Source organism: Paenibacillus pasadenensis DSM 19293, from assembly GCF_000422485.1.
Lineage (GTDB): Bacteria > Bacillota > Bacilli > Paenibacillales > Paenibacillaceae > Paenibacillus_O > Paenibacillus_O pasadenensis.
Genome location: NZ_KE383847.1, coordinates 285,215 through 303,041 on the forward strand (window position 1 = coordinate 285,215; position 17,827 = coordinate 303,041).

The 17,827-nt window shown below is 49.2% G+C and carries 17 protein-coding genes; 16 read left to right on the top strand and 1 reads right to left on the bottom strand.

Annotated elements, in window-relative coordinates:
• Positions 1-10: 10 nt before the first annotated feature.
• Together H582_RS0112025 and H582_RS0112030 are read left to right on the top strand one after the other, a co-directional pair.
• Positions 11-376 carry a PrgI family protein gene (locus H582_RS0112025; RefSeq protein WP_028598727.1) on the top strand — a complete coding sequence of 122 codons (366 nt, stop codon included), beginning with the start codon at positions 11-13 and terminating at the stop codon, positions 374-376.
• Positions 369-2,699 (top strand): VirB4-like conjugal transfer ATPase, CD1110 family, encoded by a 2,331-nt coding sequence (locus H582_RS0112030; RefSeq protein WP_028598728.1) that lies wholly within the window; start codon positions 369-371, stop codon positions 2,697-2,699. The genes H582_RS0112025 and H582_RS0112030 overlap by 8 nt, the downstream gene beginning before the upstream one ends.
• Before the next feature lie 200 nt (positions 2,700-2,899).
• Here the strand turns inward: H582_RS0112030 and H582_RS0112035 are convergent, their stop codons facing one another.
• Entirely contained in the window at positions 2,900-4,501 is a 1,602-nt protein-coding gene (locus H582_RS0112035) for a multicopper oxidase family protein (RefSeq protein ID WP_028598729.1), read from the bottom strand.
• A 257-nt stretch (positions 4,502-4,758) separates the two neighbouring features.
• Between H582_RS0112035 and H582_RS0112040 the strand changes: the two genes are divergently transcribed.
• The 14 genes from H582_RS0112040 (at position 4,759) to H582_RS0112095 (ending at position 17,777) form a co-directional block, all read left to right on the top strand.
• Positions 4,759-5,082 carry a metal-sensitive transcriptional regulator gene (locus H582_RS0112040; RefSeq protein ID WP_036631816.1) on the top strand — a complete coding sequence of 108 codons (324 nt, stop codon included), beginning with the start codon at positions 4,759-4,761 and terminating at the stop codon, positions 5,080-5,082.
• 23 nt (positions 5,083-5,105) lie between these two features.
• Entirely contained in the window at positions 5,106-5,306 is a 201-nt protein-coding gene (gene copZ, locus H582_RS0112045; RefSeq protein ID WP_028598731.1) for a copper chaperone CopZ, read from the top strand.
• A 79-nt stretch (positions 5,307-5,385) separates the two neighbouring features.
• Positions 5,386-7,815, top strand: a complete 2,430-nt coding sequence (locus H582_RS0112050) for a heavy metal translocating P-type ATPase (protein WP_028598732.1) — start codon at positions 5,386-5,388, stop codon at positions 7,813-7,815.
• Positions 7,816-7,832: 17 nt separating this feature from the next.
• Positions 7,833-8,462 (top strand): NAD(P)/FAD-dependent oxidoreductase, encoded by a 630-nt coding sequence (locus H582_RS0112055; RefSeq protein WP_028598733.1) that lies wholly within the window; start codon positions 7,833-7,835, stop codon positions 8,460-8,462.
• On the top strand, positions 8,459-9,091 hold the full coding sequence (locus tag H582_RS0112060) for a TVP38/TMEM64 family protein (RefSeq protein WP_052333174.1): 633 nt from the start codon (positions 8,459-8,461) through the stop codon (positions 9,089-9,091). The genes H582_RS0112055 and H582_RS0112060 overlap by 4 nt, the downstream gene beginning before the upstream one ends.
• 31 nt (positions 9,092-9,122) lie before the next feature.
• Positions 9,123-9,815 (top strand): response regulator transcription factor, encoded by a 693-nt coding sequence (locus tag H582_RS0112065; protein WP_028598735.1) that lies wholly within the window; start codon positions 9,123-9,125, stop codon positions 9,813-9,815.
• Positions 9,812-10,894 (top strand): sensor histidine kinase, encoded by a 1,083-nt coding sequence (locus H582_RS0112070; protein WP_028598736.1) that lies wholly within the window; start codon positions 9,812-9,814, stop codon positions 10,892-10,894. The genes H582_RS0112065 and H582_RS0112070 overlap by 4 nt, the downstream gene beginning before the upstream one ends.
• An 82-nt stretch (positions 10,895-10,976) precedes the next feature.
• On the top strand, positions 10,977-11,933 hold the full coding sequence (locus H582_RS0112075) for a F510_1955 family glycosylhydrolase (protein ID WP_028598737.1): 957 nt from the start codon (positions 10,977-10,979) through the stop codon (positions 11,931-11,933).
• 116 nt (positions 11,934-12,049) lie between these two features.
• Positions 12,050-13,345 (top strand): IS110 family RNA-guided transposase, encoded by a 1,296-nt coding sequence (locus tag H582_RS0112080; RefSeq protein ID WP_028598738.1) that lies wholly within the window; start codon positions 12,050-12,052, stop codon positions 13,343-13,345.
• Between the two features lie 396 nt (positions 13,346-13,741).
• Positions 13,742-14,401, top strand: coding sequence for a YdhK family protein (locus H582_RS30910; protein WP_084137138.1), 660 nt, complete (start codon positions 13,742-13,744; stop codon positions 14,399-14,401).
• Between the two features lie 64 nt (positions 14,402-14,465).
• Positions 14,466-14,795: a four-helix bundle copper-binding protein gene (locus H582_RS30915; RefSeq protein ID WP_084137141.1), complete on the top strand. Its 330-nt coding sequence runs from the start codon at positions 14,466-14,468 to the stop codon at positions 14,793-14,795.
• A 96-nt stretch (positions 14,796-14,891) separates the two neighbouring features.
• A complete protein-coding gene (locus H582_RS0112085; protein WP_052333175.1) occupies positions 14,892-15,113 on the top strand; it encodes an SHOCT domain-containing protein in 222 nt (73 codons plus the stop codon).
• Positions 15,114-15,307: 194 nt separating this feature from the next.
• Entirely contained in the window at positions 15,308-15,673 is a 366-nt protein-coding gene (locus H582_RS0112090; protein ID WP_028598740.1) for an ArsR/SmtB family transcription factor, read from the top strand.
• The gene (locus H582_RS0112095; RefSeq protein WP_028598741.1) at positions 15,666-17,777 is read left to right on the top strand and encodes a heavy metal translocating P-type ATPase; all 2,112 of its coding nucleotides are present in this window, start codon (positions 15,666-15,668) and stop codon (positions 17,775-17,777) included. Before H582_RS0112090 ends, H582_RS0112095 begins: the two co-directional genes overlap by 8 nt.
• Positions 17,778-17,827: the final 50 nt, after the last annotated feature.

A 17,827-nucleotide genomic window follows, 5' to 3' on the forward strand; every position in this document is an offset into this window, starting at 1 on the left:
GGGATAAAAAGTGGAAGTGAAAATCAACCGGGAAATCCGGGATTATACGGAAAGCTTGTTCTTCGGACTGTCCTTGCGGCAGTTCTTTTTTTCTATTCTGGCGGTCGCTGCGGCGATTGGACTGTATTTCGGGCTGCGCAGTCATTTCGGACTGGAAACGCTCAGTTGGATGTGCATATTGGGGGCAGCTCCCTGCGCCGCGCTCGGGTTTATCCGCTATCACGGTATGACGGCGGAGCAACTATTGTGGGCGTATGTGAAGTCGGAGTTTCTGATGCCAAGACGGCTTGTCTTCCGCTCGACCAACATATACTACGAAGCGCTAAAAGGAAGCCTGCACAAGCGTGAGCAAGAAAGGATGAAGCGCAATGATTAAGACGCTCAGGCGCACCATGAAGCAGGACAAGGAACGGTCAGTCATTCCCAAAAGCGTACAACAAGCGATCCCGATCCGCGCCATCTGGCCGGACGGGATTTTTGCTGTAGGTAACAAATTCTCAAAGTCGTTCCGTTTCGCGGACATAAACTACGCTGTCGCATCGAGAGAGGACAAGGAGACGATGTTCCTTTCCTACTCCGAATTGCTTAATTCGTTTGACAGCGGCGCGACGACGAAGATTACGATTCACAATCGGCGGCTTAATCAGGCAGATGTAGAACGTTCCATTCTTATTCCGCTCCAGCACGACGGGCTGGATGTGTATCGGCAGGAGTACAACGACATGTTGCTTGGTAAAGCGACCGATGGCAACACAAATGGGACGATTCAAGAGAAATACATCACCATTTCCGTAGTTAAAAAGAACGTGGATGAAGCTCGCCATTACTTCGCGCGGGTCGGCACGGAGTTGACGGCGCATTTCTCTCGTCTCGGCTCGAAATGTACTGAACTTGATGCGACTGACCGCCTGCGCATTCTGCATGACTTCTTCCGGATTGGCGAGGAAGCCGATTTTCGCTTCGACATGCAGGAGATGATGCGCAAGGGTCACGATTTCAAGGATTACATTTGCCCGGACACCTTCGAGTTTGCCAAAGATCATTTTCGGATGGGAGAATACTACGGTCGGGTCATCTTTCTGCGTGATTACGCCAGCTACATCAAGGACAGCATGGTAGCCGAACTGTGCGACTTGAACCGCAACTTGCTGCTGTCGCTCGATGTGATCCCGATTCCGACCGACGAAGCTGTCCGCGAAGTGGAGAATCGACTGCTCGGCGTGGAAACGAACATTACGAATTGGCAGCGGCGGCAAAATCGCAATAACAACTTTTCTGCTGTCATCCCTTACGACATGGAGCAGCAGCGCAAAGAAAGCAAGGAGTTTCTTAGCGACCTGACCACACGCGACCAGCGGATGATGTTCGGATTACTTACGATGGTGCATGTCGCGGACAGCAAAGAACAACTCGATAGCGATACGGAGACATTGCTCACTACGGCTCGCAAGCATTTGTGCCAGTTTTCTACGCTCTCCTATCAGCAAATGGACGGTTTGAATACGGTGCTACCGTATGGGCTGCGAAAGGTACATGCTTTGCGGACGCTCACGACTGAAAGTACGGCTGTTTTTATTCCGTTTCGAGCGCAGGAGATCGTGCATCCAGACGGCATTTATTACGGGCAAAACATCATCAGCAAAAATATGGTCGTCGCCAATCGAAAGCAACTGCTGAATGGAAACAGTTTTATCCTTGGCGTATCCGGTTCCGGTAAAAGCTTTGCCGCGAAACGGGAAATCGTCAACCAGATATTGGCGAGCGATGACGACATTATCCTGATTGACCCGGAGCGGGAGTATTCCGCTCTGGTAAATGCGCTGGGTGGCGAGACGATTCACATTTCTGCTACTTCGTCGAACCATATCAATGCGATGGATATGAACCGGGATTATGGCGACGGAGCCAATCCGATCATTCTTAAATCGGAATTCGTCCTGTCGTTGTGCGAGCAGTTGACTGGTGGACATCAGCTTGGAGCCAAGGAGAAGTCGCTCATCGATCGCTGTACCGCCGCTGTGTACCGCAAGTATTTGCGGAGCAACTATAAGGGACAGCCGCCGACATTGCAGGATTTTCGCGCAGAGCTGCTCAAGCAAGCAGAAACGGAGGCGCAGGATATCGCGCTGGCCATTGAATTATTTACTTCCGGCAGTCTGAATACGTTCGCCCAATCGACCAACGTCAACGTCCACAATCGGCTGATTTGCTACGATATTCTCGACTTGGGCAAGCAGCTTCTTCCCATCGGCATGCTGGTCGTACTCGACAATATCTTGAATCGGATTACGCAAAATCGCGCCAGAGGCAAGAATACGTTTATCTTTATTGATGAAATCTACCTATTGTTCCAGCACGAATACAGCTCCAACTTTCTGTTCACGCTCTGGAAGCGTGTCCGTAAGTATGGCGCTTTTTGCACAGGGATTACGCAAAATGTGGACGATCTGCTGCAAAGTCATACAGCCCGCACCATGCTTGCAAACAGTGAATTCATCGTCATGCTGAATCAGGCCAGCACCGACCGGATGGAGCTTGCCGAGTTGCTCAACATTTCGGACCTGCAACTGTCCTACATTACGAATGTTGACGCCGGGAATGGTCTGATGAAGGTAGGTAGTTCCCTCGTACCGTTTACCGACAAGTTCCCGCGGCACACGAAACTGTATGGCCTAATGACAACGAAGCCCGGAGAGTAATGGATAAACAGCAGTAGGCGGCTGGTCGCAAACAGGATCAGCCGCTTAAGCACTAATATACATCTCTCATGGACTCTTCACCAGTAAATCTTGGCTGTTAGGAAACTTACAATTTGATAAATGGGGAGTGGGGGCTTATCCGCTACTCCTCGATCTCAACAGCATAAAGGGGATGGTTTAGACCATCCCCATGTTTACTATTATTCCGGTTTATTCCCTGCGTTCGGATCAGCCACAAAATCACTCTTATAATCTGTATATTTCAACTCCGTTACCATGCCGGCAGAAGCGTGATGCAGGTCATGGCAGTGGAACATCCAGTCGCCGGGATTATTCGCTTCAAAGGCGACCTCGTATTCCTCTCCCGGCTTCACGTTTAATGTATCCTTGATAATGGCAGAACCCTTGAAGGGAACTCCGTTTTTACTCAATATCTGGAAAAAGTGACCGTGCAAATGCATCGGATGATCATCGGTCTTGGAGTTGTTCACGAGACGTACTTTAACGGTATCGCCCTTTTTGACCGTCAGCGCATCGGTGTCTGGAAATGTCTTGTTGTTAATGGTATAAGCCATTTTGCCGTCTTTCATTTCAGTGTTCAGGTTCATCGTATATTCTAATGAATATTTTTGATTAAGCGAAAAGGCTTTTTTACCGGCTTCGCCGTATTGGGCCAAGTCAACTGCTGAAAGTTTCTCTGAAGCGTTGGATTTGTCGGAAGACGCTGGAGCCCCGTTATAAACAATCATGGCTCTCATGCCCGATGCAGCTTTATTATTGCTATGATCTTCAATCAACCATTGGCCGGGGTTGTCGGCAATAAATTCCATATCGTAACGTTCTCCCGGAGCAATACTGAGCACACTATCTTTCAAGATACCTGGATTGGTTACCGGCTGGCCATCCGTTGCGATGACTTTAAACTCATGCCCATGCAAATGTATTTGATGAGACAAGTACCCAGCATTGATCAAACGAATACGTACTTTATCTCCTTGTTTGACCGGAAGCTGATCAAGCGATCCAGATTTCCCATTAATCGTGAAAAGATCGTACATGCTCATATCATGCGCCATAGGCATGGAATTCGTATTACTTTCCTTGGATGAGGAATCGCCGCTGTGCATATTCATGCCGCTGTGATCCATGCCAGACATATCCATCCCCGACATGGCCATGCCGGACATACCCTTTCCAGAGCTCATCCACTCATCCAGCATCAGTGTGAAGTCCCGATCTACTTTTTCATCGTTTTTTCCTTCCACCACAAAAGATCCGTATAATCCGCGATCCAACTGATTCACGCTATCCTGATGAGAGTGGTACCAATAGGTGCCCGGGACATCTGCCTTAAACTCATACGTATACGACTGGCCCGACTGCACGGCATTTTGTGTTACGCCCGGAATGCCGTCCATGGCGTTTGGTACAGGAACGCCGTGCCAGTGAATCGTGACTGGCTCCGACAGTTGGTTTCTCAGATTGATTTTTATCGTATCTCCTTGCTTTACCCGAATTTCTGGGCCTGGAACGGAATTGTTGAACGTCCATACTGGTAGAGTCTTACCGGGGGCGATTTCCTGATTGCTTTCCATCGCGGTCAAATTAATTACTTTTCCCGTCAATACCTGAGACTTTACTGCTTGAACATCTGTTGTTTTCTGAGGTTCGTTTGTTCCCTTCATATTCATTTTCGAATGATCCATTCCGCTCATTCCGCTGGGCGAACCGGCACAACCAGCCAATACAATAGAAAAAGCGCCAATGATCATGACGCTCTTGAGTTTCCAGCCAGTTTTCATTGTTTATCATCCCTTTCTGTATTTGCATCCCGATAAATCCATGATAGACGATGTATATGTAGAACTTATGTAAGAGAAAGAAGATCCACCTAAAACGACAGGGATAAGGAGAAGGCATCTGTAAGAACGTCATTGTTTAACGTGTAGCATCATTTGTTTTTGGGGAGCATCTAAATAAAACATTTGCCTTGACATACCCAATGGGGGTATTGTATATTTGGAGTGTGAGGTGATAAGTCGTGGCGAACCAAGAGGAAGTGGTAATAAACGAAACCGACGATTCCTGTTGCTCTGCGGACAGCGAAAGAAAGAGCCATCATTCGGACAAAACGAAGGGTAATTTGATCTCCCGTCTGAATCGGATCGAAGGCCAAATTCGCGGAGTAAAAGGCATGATCGAGCGGGATACTTATTGTGATGATGTACTGAACCAGATCGCTGCGATTCAGTCGGCCTTGAACAGCGTAGGCAAACTGCTGCTCGAAGGACACATGAAGAGCTGCGTGGTGGAACGTATCCAGGCCGGGGAAAGTGAAGTCATTGACGAACTCTTGATTACGGTTAATAAATTAATGAAATAATACAACTATCGGAGGAATTTTATATGCAACAAGCAACGCTAAAAGTAAACGGCATGTCCTGCCAACACTGTGTAAATTCGATTGAGAAAGCTGTCAAAGAAATCGGCGGTTCGGCTCATGTGGACCTGAAAAACAACGAAGTGACGGTCGAATACGACGAAAATAAATTGTCCTTGGATGCGGTAAAAGAAGCTATCGAAGAACAAGGGTACGACGTCGCCTAACAAGTAAACAGGCCGCCACCGGTGGCCTTTCTTTTTACAAATTTATATACCCTGTAGGGGTATGAGAAAGGTGGAAATCATGCAAAACACGACAGAACAGCAAAACAAGCAAACGACGCTGCAAATAGCGGGTATGACGTGTGCCGCTTGCGCAAACCGGATTGAGAAAGGCTTAAGCAAACTGGAAGGTGTGTCGGAAGCCAATGTGAACTTTGCTCTTGAACAGGCGTCCGTTACATACAATCCGGATAAAGTGAATATTCCCCTAATCGAAAAAAAAATTCAAGACATTGGCTATGATACCGTGAAAGAAGCGGTGGATTTTGACATTAGCGGCATGACCTGTGCTGCTTGTGCCGCTCGGATCGAGAAGGGGCTCAACAAATTGCCTGGCATATCAAAAGCGACCGTTAATCTGGCGCTGGAAACGGCTCACGTTGAATACTCGCCTACCGAAGTGTCCACTTCGGATATCGTGAAGAAAGTGGAACAGATCGGATACAAGGCAGCGCTCAAACAGGATCAGCAAGAGGCGGTAGACCATCGGAAGAAAGAAATCAAGGCGCAGCAAAAGCGGTTCCTGCTGTCCGCCATTTTGTCGCTGCCGCTGTTATGGGCCATGGTCGGTCACTTTTCGTTTACGGCTTGGATTTGGGTGCCGGATCTTTTTATGAGCCCTTGGTTTCAATTGATCTTGGCCACGCCCGTTCAATTTATCGTCGGACGCCCCTTTTATGTCGGCGCATATAAAGCGCTTCGGGGTGGCAGCGCCAATATGGATGTATTGGTGGCGCTCGGCACATCGGCCGCCTATTTCTACAGTTTGTATTTAACGGTTCAGTGGGCGAATGACGTGCATGCCCATCAGCCAGCCATGTACTACGAAACCAGCGCGGTCCTCATTACACTGATCGTGCTCGGTAAACTGTTTGAAGCGTTAGCGAAGGGGCGTTCATCGGAAGCCATTAAAACATTGATGGGCCTGCAGGCCAAAACGGCGCTGGTCGTGCGAGAAGGTCAGGAAGTGGCCATTGCAATTGAGGACGTGGCTGCAGGTGATGTTGTGATCGTGAAACCCGGTGAAAAAGTGCCGGTTGACGGCATGGTGCTGGAAGGTTCATCTTCGGTCGATGAATCGATGCTGACGGGCGAAAGCATCCCAGTCAGCAAACGGCAGGGCGACTCGGTGATCGGGGCAACGATCAATAAAAACGGTATGCTGCGCATTCAGGCCACCAAGGTTGGCAAAGAAACGGCCCTTGCGCAAATCATCAAAGTTGTGGAAGAAGCGCAAGGCTCGAAAGCCCCGATTCAACGCATAGCCGACGTGATCTCCGGCATCTTTGTTCCGATTGTCGTCGGGATTGCGGTAGTCACTTTCCTTGTCTGGTATTTCGGTGTCGCGCCCGGTGATTTCGCCGGTGCTCTCGAAAAAGCCATTGCGGTGCTTGTGATTGCCTGCCCTTGTGCACTTGGCCTGGCTACTCCTACGTCGATTATGGCCGGGTCCGGCCGGGCGGCGGAGCTCGGCATCTTGTTTAAAGGTGGCGAACACCTGGAATCGACGCACAAAATTACGACCGTTGTACTGGATAAAACCGGTACGGTGACCAAAGGAAAACCCGAACTCACCGATGTGATCGTGTCGGAATCCATGGATGAAAACCGGTTCCTTGCTATCGTGGCGGCAGCCGAGAAAAACTCCGAGCATCCGCTTGCGGAAGCCATTGTCGCTGGCGTTCGGGAGCGAAACATTGCTTTTCCGGAAGCCGAGGCGTTTGAAGCGGTACCGGGGTTTGGTCTTCGCTCGGTCGTCGATGGTAAACATGTGCTGATCGGCACACGCAAATGGATGGCGAGCAATCAGATCGATGCGCAGCCGGCTTTCCAGCAGATGAATGAACTTGAAGAATCGGGGAAAACAGCCATGCTGGTGGCCGTCGATGGTCAGTATGCGGGTATCGTCGCGGTGGCCGATACGATCAAGGAGAGTTCCAAGCAAGCCGTTGCCCGGCTCAAAGAACTGGGGCTTGATGTGGTGATGATCACAGGAGACAACGAACGGACCGCCCAGGCGATTGCCCGTCAGGTCGGGATCGACCGGGTACTCGCGGAAGTCCTGCCCGAAGGCAAAGCGGATGAAGTGAAAAAATTGCAACAATCGGGCGAGAAAGTGGCCATGGTTGGCGACGGCATTAATGATGCCCCGGCACTGGCTACCGCCGATATTGGCATGGCCATTGGCACCGGCACCGATGTGGCCATGGAAGCTGCTGATGTAACGCTGATGCGCGGCGATCTGAACAGCATTCCGGATGCCATCTTGATGAGCCGCAAAACGATGACCAATATCAAGCAAAACCTTTTTTGGGCGCTAGCCTATAATGTGATCGGCATCCCGATTGCCGCGGCAGGATTTTTAGCTCCTTGGCTGGCAGGGGCAGCGATGGCGTTCAGCTCGGTTTCGGTTGTACTCAATGCCCTCCGGCTGCAGCGGGCGAAATTGTAAGAAGGAGCGTGGGGAAATTGGCTTACAAGAAATTTGCGGTGTCGCCGGGGTTCCAGGAAGGCGGTTCTCTCTTTAAGCCGGAGCAACTGGCTATACTGGGTTCCATTGTGGGAGACGATGCCAAGATCGAACTGACCACTTTTAAACAGCTCTATGTGGAGATGCAGGACGACCGGATCGATACTGTACAAGTCCAATTGAAAGAAGCCGGTTTAGACATCCAACCTGCAGGATTTTATACGAAAAATTTGATCACCTGCAATTTTTGCAGGGGAGCCGACGATGCCGGTCTTAACGTGGCGGTACAGCTTGATCAGGCCATTGTCGGCCAAGAAGTCCCAAGTCCTTTAAAAATCGGGTATGCCGGATGTGCACTCGGCACCAGCGAGCCTTTGCTCAAAGACATCGCGGTCGTGAAGATGAATGACGTGTACGATATCTATGTCGGCGGCGAAGCCAAGGGCATCAAAGCCCGTCTCGGCCAGTTATACGCTTCAGGCATTCCGGAGGATCGGATTATCCCCCTCGTTACACGTCTAATTGCGATTTTTCAAGAGTTAGGGAAAAAGAAAGAAAAATTCTCGAGATTCGTTGAACGCCTGACGATAGCGGAACTTCAACATATGACGGCGTGCGGCAACGGATGATGAAGAAACGGCTTTTATTTCTCGGCTACGTGATCGGGGTCATCGTCATCATCCTAAACAAAGATCCGATCCTTCGGTGGTTGGATGATGATAGCGCCAATCATCTCATGCTGCTGTTTGGCGCAGCCGTGTTACTCGCCCTTATTCCTGTTGTTCCATATGGCGTGGTTGCCGGAATCATAGGGGCCAAATATGGCCCCTTTTTAGGTGGGGTATTCAATATCCTCAGCTCTACCCTTGCTGCTGGTCTGCTATTTTTGTTGGTGAGGGTCGTTTTTCAGGAGCAGGGAATGAGGCTCTTGGCCAAATTCAAACGAGTGGACCAATTTACAGCCTTAATGGAGCGCAATGCGTTTTTTGCAGTGTTACTCGCCCGACTGATTCCGTTTGTGCCTGCTGCTTTCGTCAATATCTATACAGCCATCAGTCGAATGCGGTTTGGCACCTTTATAGCCGCTACGTTGATCGGGAAAATACCGGTGATGTTTGTATTTGCCGTTATTGGCGATCAACTGCTTTCCGATCTCGGCAATGTATTGTGGACATTATTGATCTACGCTGTCTTTCTGCTGGTGGTGTTTGTTGTGTATTGGTGGCTGAGAAAGCGGGAAAGCAGCAACGCGGGGTGAGCCGTAAATCATTTTTGTTTAGGAGGACCTGATGAAGACGATTTTGGTGGTGGATGATGAAGGAAAAATTCGGGATGTCGTGGTTTCCTATCTGAAAAAAGAAGGTTTTCAGGCGGTGGAAGCCGCGACAGGGAGTGAAGCTTTGCAGGCGCTGCAAAGGGAGTCCGTCGATCTCGTGATACTCGATCTGATGCTTCCGGATATGGATGGGGAGCAGGTATGCCAAACGATACGGAAGATGAATTCGGTACCCATTCTGATGCTTACTGCAAAGGTATCTGAAAACAATCGAATCAAAGGGTTGTCCATGGGGGCGGACGATTATTTGACCAAACCGTTTGATCCGCGTGAGGTCGTGGCCCGGGTCCGGGCGATCTTGCGCCGAACGGATGACGGTCATTTGCTTGCCGACCGGTTATCCTTTAACGATGGCCATCTCGACATTGATTCGCTGAAACATACGGTGTTCTGCCATGGAGAACCGGTCAATTTAACACCGAATGAATATAAGCTGCTGCTTGCCTTGGCCAAATATCCACAGCGGCATTTTACGCGTGAGGAATTGGTCGATAAGGTACTCGGCTACGCCTTTGATGGCGATATGCGGACCATCGATCAGCACGTAAAAAACTTACGCCACAAAATTGAACCGGACCCGAAGAATCCGCAGTATATTGTGACTGTATACGGCCTAGGTTACCGGTTTGCAGGGGGCACGACATGAACAAGCGACTGCACACACGCCTGGCTTTCATCATTATCGGTACCGCGACGTGCATCCTGCTCATTTCGACCTTAAGCGTGATACTGGCCACGCATTACCATATTTCCATGTTCCATGACCAAGCGGCAGGCATGAACCATGATGTGTCGCAACTCGATTATCACTTGGAGCAGGCGCTTTTCCAATCGATTATGTTGACGTTCGCCGGTTCGATCATTCTTGCGGTTCTGATCGGTTTTTATATCGCAAAACGGATTTCCCGGCCGCTTGTGGACATGAAACAGGCTGCCGAACGGATGTCGGACGGGCAGCTCGATACGCGGGTTATGATCGGCGGCAATGACGAACTTGCAGAGCTTGGCACTTCGCTGAACGAACTGGCCGCGCAGTTGCATAAACAAGAGCAGCTTCGGATCACCATGACCGAAGACATTGCGCACGAACTTCGCACGCCGCTGGCCACGCTGAAAAGCCATATGCGAGCATTTGAAGATGGGGTTTGGGAACCAACCCCGGAGCGTATCCATGCGTGTTTCGAAGAAATTGAACGGCTCACGCAAATGGTAGCTGAACTGGAAGACTTAACGCATATGGATTCACCGGCTTTTCAATTGGAACGAAAGCGAGAACCTCTCGATGCGATACTTGCCCAAGGGGTGGATCTCGTGGCTGCGGCTTATCTGGAAAAAAACGTGGGGCTTTCGTTTCGCTGTAGCCCGAATATTCAAATTTTTGCGGACCGGAATCGTATGATCCAAATTTTCGTGAATCTGCTTAGCAATGCTCTAAAATTCACGCCGGAACATGGACAGGTGCAGATTGAGGCTGCCGAGGAAGAACAAGACGTACTGATTCGCGTGCAGGATTCGGGCAGCGGTATTGGGCAAGAGGATCTACCGTATATCTTTGAGCGATTTTACCGGGGGGACAAATCACGTAATCGGAAAACCGGCGGCAGCGGTTTGGGGTTAACCATCGTCAAAAAGCTCGTCACCGCTCATGGCGGGCAGGTGTGGGCAGAAAGTACGCATGGCACCACGTTTATGATCCGACTTCCGAAAGAAAACCGTTTATTTTAAACCAACATCTGCTCATCTACACAGGATCTTCACAAGTGATGGGTAAACTTATACTATCCTGCAAATCGTCTGATTTGCGACGATGAATATAGAGAAAATCAGTTTTAGGGGGGACGTTTTCCTGAAAAAGATCATCACACTCGTGATGGCAGTTGCCATTACCGCAGTATTCACAGCATGTTCCAAGAAAACGGGCGACGATCCGCACGGCTCCCATGATACGGGAAGCGCTGCTTTCACGCACATTCATGGTCTTGGCTACTCCAGCGACGGCAAACGTCTTTTCATCCCTGCACATAACGGGATAAAAGTCTACGCTGATGGCAAGTGGAGTGACGCCCCAGGGGAGAAGCATGATTATATGGGCTTCTCCATGACCGATAACGGCTTTTACAGCAGCGGTCATCCCGCAGTCGGTTCTAGTTACAAAAATCCCATGGGTCTGATTAAAAGTACCGATGAAGGAAAAGCGATTACTGTTTTGGCTTTGGAGGGCGAAGTTGACCTTCATGGCATGAGCGTGAGTTATCGGACACATACCCTGTATGTGATCAATCCCGAACCGAATTCGAAAATGAAGGCTGCGGGTTTGTTTTACAGCCGAGATGAGGGCAATACCTGGATAAGCAGCTCTATGTCCGGTATTTCCGGACAGATTACGGCGCTCGCGGTGCATCCGACACAGGATGCGATTGTGGCGATCGGCACCACTTCGGGGGCGTATCTTTCCAACGATAACGGGCAAACGTTTGCTGCTCTTTATACGGACCAGCCGGTTTCCGCGTTAGCTTTTACGGATCAAGGGGAACTGCTGATCGGTACCGGAAAATCTGAACTGGTCAGCATTAATCTGCAAACGAAACAACCGACCGCCATTAAAACGCCGGTGCAAAACGGTGACGGGATATCGTACCTAACGGGAAGTCCGGCGAATCCGAAAGAGCTCGCCTTGGCCACCGAAAAAAAAGATGTTTATGTGTCCACTGATTATGGGACTGATTGGAATAAAATTGCCAACCAAGGACAAGCTATCAATTGATAACAGGAGCCATTCCTGTAATGAATGAATTCGAGGTTTGAATGAAAAAAGCACCTTCTGTATACTGGGGAACGTTCCGACCAAAGAACAAATCCCAGCACAGGAGGCACTCTACAATGAAGTATAAACACGCCAGGAAGCAGAATCAACGCATTCTACAAATTACCGATACAACTCTTGTTGTCGGAGCCGACATTGCCAAGCAAAGGCACGTTGCAAGAGCCGTCGATTTCCGCGGAATCGAACTCGGCAAAGACTGTGTATTTGGCAATGACCACCAAGGGTTATCGAAGCTCGTACGGTGGATGAAAGAGCTCCAGCAGCGTCATCACAAGGCAGAAATCGTCTTGGGGATTGAGCCAACCGGACACTATTGGTTTCCATTGGCTGAATTTCTGCAACGGGAGAATGTAAAGGTCGTCGTTGTTAATCCGCATCACGTGAGCAAAAGTAAAGAACTAGAAGACAACTCTCCAACGAAGAACGATTACAAAGATGCTAAAGTCATCGCCGATCTTGTGAGAAGCGGAAAGTACAGCGAACCGAAATTGCCGGTGGGCGTCTACGCAGACCTTCGGATCCTGATGAATCTTCGGGAGAAGGTCATGGTGAACTTTGGCCAGGTCCAGCGCCGGGTACAGAACTGGTTAGACCGCTTCTTTCCGGAGTACGGTCAGGTGTTTAAGGACTGGGAAGGCAAGGCTTCGCTGATTACGCTGAGTGAATTCCCCACACCGAGCGAAATTGTGGCACTAGGTGCCAGCGCAATCGTGCGTCGCTGGAAGGAAGACGTGAAGCGCGCTGTCGGTCCTAAGCGAGCAACTCAATTAATTGAAACTGCGAGGACCTCCATCGGGCTGACGCAAGGCCTGTCAGCGGCGAAAATCGAGCTGCGAACGCTATTGGAGCAGTACGAGATGTTCGCCAAACAGCTTGAAGATATCATGACGGAAGTCGAGCGACTGCTCGCTCAAATTCCAGGAACAAAAGAAATGCTGACTATCCCTGGCGTTGCCGTCGTGACGCTCGCCGGCTTCCTAGCAGAAGTCGGAGATCTCAGCGGCTACGACCACGGTCAACAGATTATCCGACTCGCAGGGTTTAACCTGAAAGAAAACAGCTCAGGAAAGAAAAAAGGAAAATCAACGATTACAAAGCGCGGCAGATCCAGGCTCCGGGCGTTACTGTTCCGGGCGGTGATGCCGATGGTCGCCAAGAACACCGAGTTTAAGGCGATGCACCACTATTTCACGACACGAAGTCAGAACCCGCTGAAGAAGAAACAATCCCTTGTAGCACTCTGCGGTAAGCTGATTCGAGTCTTGTACACGCTAGGCACCAAACGTATTACGTACCAAGCAAGCGACGTTCTAGGGCCGGTACGTCAGGCTCAGTTACAGGTAGCAGCTTAATTCAAACCATCCTCACCCGAACTTGAAATCAACCAACGACAACTGAAGCACGGAGCAGCCGTAGGATCTAATTCCGTAAGGGCAACGACCCAGTAAAGGAGCAAGAAACGGCATCCACACCTCGAGAGATAGAACGAAGGAATGTAAGGGCATAGACCCAGCGTGACATGGGAGGGTAAGTCGTCGAGGAGCAAGAGTGGACATCCAAGGTGCGGTCATATGAATCGCCCATAGATTGGGAAATGTGTTCCAATCTCTATTCCCGTCACCGACTACTTCAGAAAATTATTCCACGTCTACATGACTTCTCCATCTCTTGAGAGAGTCGATGGTTGAAAATCTAAGAATGCGTGAGAAAAAGCGAGAAAACATTAAATTATAGTGGGAGGTTTTGACATGAAAAGAAAACTAGTTATGATCATTGCCGCTGTTATGATTGCCGTATTAACTGCATGTGGCAATAATACAGCGAATCCGAGTACACCGCCGAATACAACGCCCCCGGCTCCTACGAACAGCAATAACGGGCAGCAAAGCGATCATTCCGGTATGAATCATTCCAGCTCAGGCGAAGTGCCTGCTGGATTAAAAGAAGCCCAGAATCCAAAATTTAAAGTCGGAAGTCAAGTCATCATGCAAACGGACCACATGCCAGGGATGAAAGGTGCTACAGCAACGATTGTCGGAGCTTATGATACGACAGCCTATGCGGTATCCTACACTCCAACAAACGGTGGGGAGCCGGTGAAGAATCATAAATGGGTAATTCATGAAGAATTGAAAAATCCCGGTGCGGAAGCGTTGAAACCGGGGGCACAGGTTACCTTGGAGGCTGATCACATGCCAGGGATGAAAGGTGCGACAGCTACCATTGATTCAGCGGAGCATACGACGGTTTATATGGTCGATTACACGCCGACCACAGGTGGAGAACCGGTGAAAAATCATAAATGGGTAACCGACAGTGAACTTTCACCGGCGGGATCGGGGTCACAGCCAAATACCGGTAACAGTGGTGGCCATGATATGAGCAACATGCCGGGCATGAAACATTAATTGACGGTTTTTCTCCCGTAAGGGGTAAAAAACAATAGAAGAAACAAAAGGAGGCTAACCACCCATGTCACACGAACAATTTCAATCCTGCATTGAGGAATGTATCCGTTGTATGCAAGCGTGCAATCACTGTTATGATGCTTGTTTAAAAGAAGATCATGTCGCAGTGATGAAAGAATGTATTCGTTTGGACCGGGAATGTGCCGACATTTGTGCCTTCGCCGCGCAAGCGATGTCGATGAACAGCTCCTACGCGAAAGAGATCTGCCGGATCTGTGCCGAGGTTTGTGAAGCTTGTGGGAATGAGTGCAAAAAGCATGAACACGAGCACTGTCAGCGTTGTGCCGAAGCGTGCTTTTCCTGTGCGAAAGCTTGCCGGGCGATGGCCGCTTAATGATTGGCGCAGTCAATTATTTCGTCAACCCCCTAGAGCATTAGGGGGTTTTTAAATGAGTTGAGAATAAAGTAGCAGGGGAGGTCAATTATAGTGATGGACGGATCGATGATGGATGGTTCCATGATGTTTATGATGTGTGTCATGATGGGGATCGGTTTTCTGCTTTTGATCGTGGTGATTTACGCGGTTATCCGATCCCTAATGAGAAAAAGCAGAGTTGAAGATCGTCCTCTGATGACCTTAAAAGAGCGTTATGTAAACGGGGAAATAAATGATGAAGAGTTCGAACATAAAAAAACATTTTTAAGGAAATAATCGAGCCGCCCAGCCATTGGGCGGCTTATCTGCTTAAATAGGACATTTATCCTTGGCGCGGTTATTGATCGGAAATTCAACTGACTTGGATAAACTACTGGTACCTACGTAACCTGTATTTAAATATTTGTTTGATTGTTTTAATAGTTTATATTAAAATAATCAAACAAACATTTGAATGAGTGGTGATGATAATGGCACAAGACGTGTGTGAAATTTTTTGTTACGACGAATACAAGGTGAATCGGGTAAAGCAAAGTTTGGAGACTAGCGACACACAGCGTATGGCAAAAATCTTCAAGGCACTGGCCGATGAAACGCGAGTCAAGATTGCCCTGGCATTATGCCAAGAAGAGGAATTGTGCGTTTGTGACGTGGCTAATATCATTGGAACGACTATTGCTAATGTATCCCATCACCTGCGCTTGCTCCGCAACATGGGCTTGGCCAAGTACCGGAAAGAGGGAAAATTGGTCTTTTATTCGCTGGATGATGAACATGTGAAGCAATTTGTTTTGTTGGCCTTTGAGCATGGGAAGGAGGATAAAGTCCATGTCTGATGTTGCAAGCAAAAAAAGTGTATATCGAGTCCAAGGCTTTACTTGTACGAACTGCGCCGCGAAATTTGAGCAAAATGTTAAGGCACTCCCCGAGGTCGAGGATGCGCAGGTGAATTTTGGCGCCTCTAAAATTTCGGTCTACGGTGAGGCCAGCGTTCAGGAGCTGGAGAAGGCCGGTGCATTTGAAGGTTTAAAGGTGTATCCGGAAAAAGAGCAGCGATCCATTGAAAAAGAGCCGTTCTGGAAACGGAGATCGACGATCACAACGGCGTTATCGGCTATTTTCCTCATTTCGGGTTGGTTCGTTGGTGAAGAACATCCGGCATCATTCATGTTATTTGCTTTGGCGATCCTGATTGGTGGTTATGAGCTGTTTATCAAGGGCATTCGAAGCTTGGTACGTTTTAACTTCAACATGAATACGCTTATGACCATCGCGATTATTGGAGCTGCTGCCATCGGGCAGTGGATGGAAGGGGCGACCGTCGTCTTTCTGTTTGCGATTAGTGAAGCCCTCGAAAGTTTCTCCATGGAAAAAGCGCGGCATTCCATTCGTTCGCTCATGAATGTGGCCCCCAAGGAAGCGACGATTCGGCGTGGCGGACAGGAGCTCCAGATCAACGTCGATGATATTGCCATTGGTGACATCATGATCGTGAAACCCGGACAAAAAATTGCCATGGACGGCAAAGTGATTAAAGGACGTTCGGCCGTCAATCAAGCGGCCATTACCGGCGAATCCGTTCCAGTGGAAAAAACAGAGGGTGACGATGTATTTGCCGGAACGTTAAACGAAGAAGGCTTATTGGAAGTTGAAATCACCAAACGGGTAGAGGATACGACGATTGCCAAAATCATTCATCTTGTGGAAGAAGCGCAAGCGGAAAAGGCACCTTCCCAAGCGTTTGTAGACCGGTTTGCGCAATATTACACACCGGCGATCCTTGTCCTGGCTTTAGGTATTGCGGTGGTTCCTCCCTTATTGTTTGGCGCAGCCTGGGGAGATTGGATTTACCGGGGACTCGCCCTGCTGGTCGTGGGCTGTCCTTGCGCGCTGGTCATTTCCACGCCAGTGTCCATTGTAACGGCCATCGGTAACGCTGCGAGAAATGGCGTACTCATTAAAGGCGGGATTCACTTAGAGGAAACCGGCCATCTATCGGTCATTGCTTTTGATAAAACCGGGACGTTAACAAAGGGTGTTCCGGTGGTCACCGATATGGTTACTTTCGAAGGCGAGGACGAAAAATCATCACTTGGTATCGCGGCGGCGATTGAAAAATGGTCCCAACATCCATTAGCTTCGGCTATCGTGCGGAAAGCTGATGATGAAGGCTTAGACTTAACCGAGTGGGAGACTCAAGACTTTACTTCCATCACAGGAAAGGGTGCTAAAGCTGTCATTCAGGGCACGACCTACTATATTGGAAGTCCGCGGCTGTTTGATGAGTTGTCTAAAATGAACGAGCGGATGGTTAAGGAAACCCAGCGCTTACAAAAACAAGGGAAAACGGTTATGGTGCTTGGCACAGAAACCAAACCCCTAGCTTTAATCGCCGTTGCCGATGAAGTTCGCGACAGCAGTCGTGATGTGATCCAAAAGCTCCATGCGTTAGGCATTCGAAAAACGATCATGCTCACCGGCGATAACCGGGCGACGGCCGAAGCGATTGGCAAGCAAGTGGGCATAGGTGAAGTCAAGGCCGAACTGCTTCCGCAGCAGAAACTTGAAGCGATCAAGCAATTAAAAGAAACCGGTAAAGTTGCGATGATTGGCGATGGTGTTAATGACGCCCCGGCTTTGGCCAGTGCAACGGTAGGGATTGCCATGGGGGGAGCCGGTACCGATACGGCATTAGAGACGGCAGATATTGCGCTTATGGCTGATGATTTAACGAAGCTGCCCTTTACGATACGATTAAGCCGTGACACGCTGAAAATCATTAAGCAAAACATTGCTTTTGCGCTGATCATTAAGCTGATCGCTTTGGTGCTCATTGTGCCGGGATGGCTCACGTTATGGCTTGCTATCTTTGCGGATATGGGAGCAACACTGATCGTCACGCTAAATAGCTTACGTTTGTTACGAACCAAGAAAGAGTGATGGCTCTTCCTCCACCGTATGTCTACGCAATACGACTTAACATAAAGACA

Bases quoted from the DNA above. Each gene is read 5' to 3' on its own strand.
- H582_RS0112080 (WP_028598738.1), top strand. From the start codon at position 12,050: ATGAAGTATAAACACGCCAGGAAGCAGAATCAACGCATTCTACAAATT.
- H582_RS0112070 (WP_028598736.1), top strand. From the start codon at position 9,812: ATGAACAAGCGACTGCACACACGCCTGGCTTTCATCATTATCGGTACC.
- H582_RS30915 (WP_084137141.1), top strand. From the start codon at position 14,466: ATGTCACACGAACAATTTCAATCCTGCATTGAGGAATGTATCCGTTGT.
- H582_RS0112090 (WP_028598740.1), top strand. From the start codon at position 15,308: ATGGCACAAGACGTGTGTGAAATTTTTTGTTACGACGAATACAAGGTG.
- H582_RS30910 (WP_084137138.1), top strand. From the start codon at position 13,742: ATGAAAAGAAAACTAGTTATGATCATTGCCGCTGTTATGATTGCCGTA.
- H582_RS0112095 (WP_028598741.1), top strand. From the start codon at position 15,666: ATGTCTGATGTTGCAAGCAAAAAAAGTGTATATCGAGTCCAAGGCTTT.
- H582_RS0112030 (WP_028598728.1), top strand. From the start codon at position 369: ATGATTAAGACGCTCAGGCGCACCATGAAGCAGGACAAGGAACGGTCA.
- H582_RS0112065 (WP_028598735.1), top strand. From the start codon at position 9,123: ATGAAGACGATTTTGGTGGTGGATGATGAAGGAAAAATTCGGGATGTC.
- H582_RS0112085 (WP_052333175.1), top strand. From the start codon at position 14,892: ATGGACGGATCGATGATGGATGGTTCCATGATGTTTATGATGTGTGTC.
- copZ (WP_028598731.1), top strand. From the start codon at position 5,106: ATGCAACAAGCAACGCTAAAAGTAAACGGCATGTCCTGCCAACACTGT.
- H582_RS0112035 (WP_028598729.1), bottom strand. From the start codon at position 4,501: ATGAAAACTGGCTGGAAACTCAAGAGCGTCATGATCATTGGCGCTTTT.
- H582_RS0112050 (WP_028598732.1), top strand. From the start codon at position 5,386: ATGCAAAACACGACAGAACAGCAAAACAAGCAAACGACGCTGCAAATA.
- H582_RS0112060 (WP_052333174.1), top strand. From the start codon at position 8,459: ATGATGAAGAAACGGCTTTTATTTCTCGGCTACGTGATCGGGGTCATC.
- H582_RS0112075 (WP_028598737.1), top strand. From the start codon at position 10,977: ATGAATATAGAGAAAATCAGTTTTAGGGGGGACGTTTTCCTGAAAAAG.